Genomic DNA, 225 nt, shown 5'->3' on the forward strand with positions numbered 1-225 from the left:
CACGCCCGGTACCGGCCAGACATGCAACTCGGCAAGCACCGCGTCGGCATGATGCGTCAGCGTCTCTGCCGCGGAGGGCAGCGGACCAACGACGCCGTCGGTCGAGTATTCCCATGCCCAGCCGCACGACCGGACCAGATCGAACACCAATTGCCAGTCCTCGACCGAGGTCCCTGACACGCACCCATCAGGCAGGGCGCCCATCAGCTCGGGGTCGAAGAAATT

1 pseudogene is annotated in these 225 nt (G+C 65.3%); it reads right to left on the bottom strand.

From position 1 onward, the window contains the following. A pseudogene (locus IH54_RS0139070) lies at positions 1-225 on the bottom strand (hypothetical protein); the annotation flags it as partial.

The sequence above is a fragment of the Streptomyces sp. NRRL F-5123 genome, from assembly GCF_000721495.1.
Classification (GTDB): Bacteria; Actinomycetota; Actinomycetes; order Streptomycetales; family Streptomycetaceae; genus Actinacidiphila.